The organism is Rhizobacter sp. (assembly GCF_031412495.1).
GTDB lineage: Bacteria > Pseudomonadota > Gammaproteobacteria > Burkholderiales > Burkholderiaceae_C > Schlegelella_A.
The window spans coordinates 1-4,258 of record NZ_JANODC010000104.1; the positions used below are offsets into that span (position 1 = coordinate 1).

Genomic DNA, 4,258 nt, shown 5'->3' on the forward strand with positions numbered 1-4,258 from the left:
CGCCACCGTCGCGGGCGCCTTCGCGGTGACGACGGGCGCTGGCGGCCTGGCGACGGCAGGCGGCGGCGCCTTCGCAGCCACTGCCGGCGCGGGCGACTTGGCTGCCGCGACCGGCGGAGCCAGCGGCGCCACGCCGGTGCCGGGGGCTTCCTGTCCCCGCGCCGTGTCCTTCTCCACCGCCACCGGTGCGGTCACCGCGATGTCCGCAGCGGCAGGCGGCGGGGCCGGCGCGCGCGCGACCCGCGCCTCCAGGTTGGCCGGCAGGACCGGCGCCGGTGCATGGACGATGCGGTCACGCTCGTCCGACCGGCCGCCGAGCCAGGCCGGGCTCGACAGAGCCAGGCCGAGGCCGGCGACCGTCGCGACGGCCAGCGCACCGCCCCAGGCCAGATGCCGCCGGCGCTCGCCACGGCGCTGATGCCGCGCGGCGTCGCGGTCCTCGATGTCGCTGCGGTCGATCGCGATCGGCGCCTCGGCGATCGGTGCCGGCCCGGCCCCCGCCGGCGGCACGGCGCCGGTCGGCGAAAGGGCGGCCACCGGCTCGGGCGGCGGCGCCAGGACCGGCTCCGTCCGCGTCGGCCGGGCCAGCTCGGCCGGCATCGGAGCCGCGTTGGCCGACGCTGCCAGCGGCCCGTCGGCCGAGACCCTGCCCGCTGCCGCTGCCGCTGCCGCGGCCGCTGCCGCCACCACCGCCACCGGCACCGGCGCGATCTGCGTCACCGGCGTCGGCGAGTCGGCGCCGGCGACCGGCTGCTCGAGGGCGAGGGTCCAGCCGCGCCGTAGGGAAGCGGTCAGCTCGGGGTCGGCGAGCTGCTCGGCCGCGAAGGCGATCAGCTCAGCGTGCGGCCGCTCGGTCGGCACCGGCGCGTCGTGCGCTTCCATGATCCGGCGCACCAGGGCGCGGGCCTTGGCGTGCCTGCGCGGCGTCCACATGCCAGACCGGGCCTCCTCCATCTCGGGCAGGTAGCGCCACAGCATCGCCGCCAGGCTGAACAGGTCGCAGCGCCAGTCGAGCTCCTGCGTCGGCCGCAGGTCGCCGTCGTGCCTTCCGGCGTCGAGGGCCCGCAGCAGGCGCGGCGACTGGTAGACGTAGTCGGCCTGGTGCGCGATGGGCAGCGGGCTCTCGAGCGTCTCGCCGGAGACGAGCGAGAACGCGAAGTCGATGAGCGCGATCTCCTCGAAGCGCGGGAAGAGCGGCTGCTCGGCGTCGCCCGGGTCGAAGTTCGCCGCGCCGACCGGGATGCAGATGTTGTCGGCCTTCAGGTCGAGGTGCACCAGCTGCAGCTCGTGGATCGCATCGAGCGCGAGCAAGCAGTGACGGGCGAGCGCCCACCAGTGGGCGCAGTCCTCGAACGCGTTGCGCAGGACGCGCCCGTCGCGCTTGAGCGGCAGCAGCGTCGCCCAGTGGTCGACGGTGACGCCGGCGTCGTAGGTCTGCACCAGCGCCGGCCGGCCGGGGGCGCCACGGTCGAACTGGACGACGTCGGGCACCGGCCGGATGCCGTGGCCGACCAGGCGGGCCAGGATTCGCCACTCGCGCTCGGTCCATTCGCTGAAGTCGCCGGCCGGGGTGGCCAGGAAGCGCTTGGTGTAGCGCCGCCGCTCGCCCGGCTTCGACTCCTCGCGGAAGACCTCGACGTGCTCGCCGGTGACCATGCGCAGCCGGCTGCGCCCGAAGACGCGGTCGATGTCGGCGGGTGTCATCGCTCTCTCCCCTGTGCGCCGGCCGGGCCGGCCGAGATGCCGATCCAGCGCAGGCCGTTCGATGCCGCCGGCGTGCGCTGCAGCAGCAGCACCGTCGCGTCGTCGCGGCTGCCGTTGGCGCGCGCCAGGCGGATGAGCTCGGCGCAGGCGGTCGCCAGCGGCAGCGGCTGCGCGAGCAGGCGGCACCAGTCGGCCACCTCGACGAACTTGTGCACGCCGTCGCTGCACACGGCAAGGGCGTCGCCGCGGGCCAGATCGTGCACGGCGACGTTGGCGCCGGCGACGGCGCCGTTGCCGACCATGCGCGCCGGATCGTCGGGCGAGCCGCCGGGCGGCGGCGCTTCGCCGAGGTTGGCGAAGGTGTCGTCGCGGGTCAGCAGGTCGACGCCCGGCTCGGCGCCCATGGCCAGGCGGTAGACGCGGCAGTCTCCGACCCAGGCCAGCAGCCAGCGCCCGGCCGACGCCTCGACCGGCGCGCACAGCGCCACGGTCGCCGCACCGGGCCGGTCGGTGACGCGGGCGATGGTGCCGGCGATGACGCGGTCGGCGTCGAGCATGGCGGCGCGGACGCTGTCCGCCGTGATCGCATCGGCCTCGAGGGACTCGTGCAGCTTCGCCACGAGCAGCCGGCTGGCCGTCTGCGCCATGGCGCCGCCGCCCACGCCGTCGGCGACGACGAACAGCCGCCCCGCCCCGCCCGGCCCGCTGTGCGCGTCCTCGTTGACAGCGTGCTGCGCTCCGCACGACGAGGCGACCGCGACCTCGAAGCGTTGCAAGGGATCGGCGTGCACCGACCGGCCGGGGCCGTGCGGGCCGGGCCGCAGCGGCGAGCCGGGCTCGACCGGCGTGGTGAGCGGCTTCACGAGAGGCGACAGCGGTCTGGACATCTCAGGGTCCTCCGCACCGCGCCAGGCTCAGCGTGCAGCCCGGCTGCGCGGGCGATGCCGCCCCGAGCAGCACGGTCTGGCCCGGCTGCCACCGGAACGACGCGCCGGGGGCATGGTGGACGCCGTCGATCACGATGCCGTTGTCGCCGTGCACGATGCCGCGACAGCCGGCCTCGTCGAGCTCGACGATGTCCAGGTGGTGGCCGGAGACGCCGGCGTGGCGGCGATCGACGACCAGCGCCTGGTTGCGCGACCGGCCGATGGCGACCGGCAGCGTCGCCCGACGCAGCACGAGATGGCGCGAGCCCTCGGCCGGCACGACGCGGAGGTCGAACGCCGGCTCGATCGGCTCGACGGGCTCGATCGGTTCGACAGACTCGATCGGCCGCACCGAGGTCAGGGGCGTCTTCGGTGCCCCGGAAGGCATGGCGATGGGGGTCACCCGCGCGCTGCCCGGCACCGCGGCCGGGCGAACCGCGATCCACGGGTAGTCGCCGGCCAGGCCGTCGGCACGTGCCGACAGCACGATGCGGGCACCGTCGACGAGCTCGATGGCGGCGGCACCCAGAGCTGCCGGCGAGCCGCCCTCCGCGCCGGCGCCGCAGCGGCCGAGCACGCCGGCGGCCGTCTCGACGCGGATGCCGTTGGTTGAGCCGGCGTCGGCGACGTGCCAGGCGTTGCCCTCCCACCAGATCTCGGCGTGGCGGCGGCTGGCATAGGTGCCGTCGATGGCAATGTCGCACGACGCGTCCTTGCCGACGATGTAGCGTCGGCCCGGCAGCACGCCGTTCAGGGCGGCGCGACGCCGGCCCTTGGCGTCCTCCAGGTCGAACTCGACGCGCGGGCCGGCCAGCGGCGTGCTCGGCGTGTCGAGGCGGGCGCTGGCCGGGAACGGGCGAGCGCCGTCCGACTCGGTCCAGCGGCCGATCACGCTCACCTCGTAGGGCGGCTGCGCGGAGGCCGGCGTCGGCGTGGTGCGCAGGGCGGCGAGGAGCTCGCCGTACTCGTCGGCCTCGCCGGCGACGTGCCGCGCCTCGATGTCGGCGAGGCCGGCGAACTGCGACAGGTCGAGCACCGCGGCATTCGGCAGGCCGGCGATGACCTCGCGCGCGAAGTAGCGCTTGACCTGCTCCGGCTTGAATTCGTGCATGAACCGGCCCAGGAGGTCCCGGGCTTCCGCGCCGCCCGGGCAGCGCACCCCGATCGACGTCAGCAGGAAGCGATCCCGGTCGGCGATGACGACGTGCAGCCGGACGTGGCTGGCGACGAAGTGCTCGAGCTCGTCGCGGACAGCGGCGACCAGCGGCCCGTACACACCCAGGTGCTCCGCGGCCGCCAGCCCGGGTTCGACGCCCGCCGAGCCCGCCGGGGCGGCGCCCCGTGCGCCGGCGCCGGGCTCGCGCCACGGGCCCGGCTCGCGTGCCGGCAGGTCGGGCCGGCCGGCGGCGTCGTGGATGCCATGGACACGGTGCAGGACCCAGGATTTCATCGACATGGTGTGCTTTCGATGGTCAGCTTCGGTAGGCGAGGACGAGCGTCGCGAGCGGGCCCGGGCGGCGCAGGTGGCGCACCCGCGGCATGTCCGGCAGGCCGTAGGCGGCGATGCGTTCGAGGAAGAGGCCCCAGGCCGGCTGCAGCGCGTCGCCGGCGCGCACGCGCTGCTGCAG

The 4,258-nt window shown here is 75.8% G+C and carries 3 protein-coding genes; all 3 read right to left on the reverse strand.

All coding sequences use genetic code 11. From position 1 onward, the window contains the following. On the reverse strand, nucleotides 1-1,704 hold a 1,704-nt coding region (locus AC30N0_RS03730), incomplete at its 3' end, for a serine/threonine-protein kinase (protein WP_489516588.1). Continuing rightward, on the reverse strand, nucleotides 1,701-2,591 hold the full coding sequence (locus AC30N0_RS03735; RefSeq protein ID WP_489516589.1) for a PP2C family protein-serine/threonine phosphatase: 891 nt from the start codon (nucleotides 2,589-2,591) through the stop codon (nucleotides 1,701-1,703). The genes AC30N0_RS03735 and AC30N0_RS03730, both read right to left, overlap by 4 nt. A 1-nt stretch (nucleotide 2,592) precedes the next feature. Further along, nucleotides 2,593-4,086, reverse strand: a complete 1,494-nt coding sequence (locus tag AC30N0_RS03740) for an FHA domain-containing protein (RefSeq protein WP_489516590.1) — start codon at nucleotides 4,084-4,086, stop codon at nucleotides 2,593-2,595. Nucleotides 4,087-4,258: the final 172 nt, after the last annotated feature.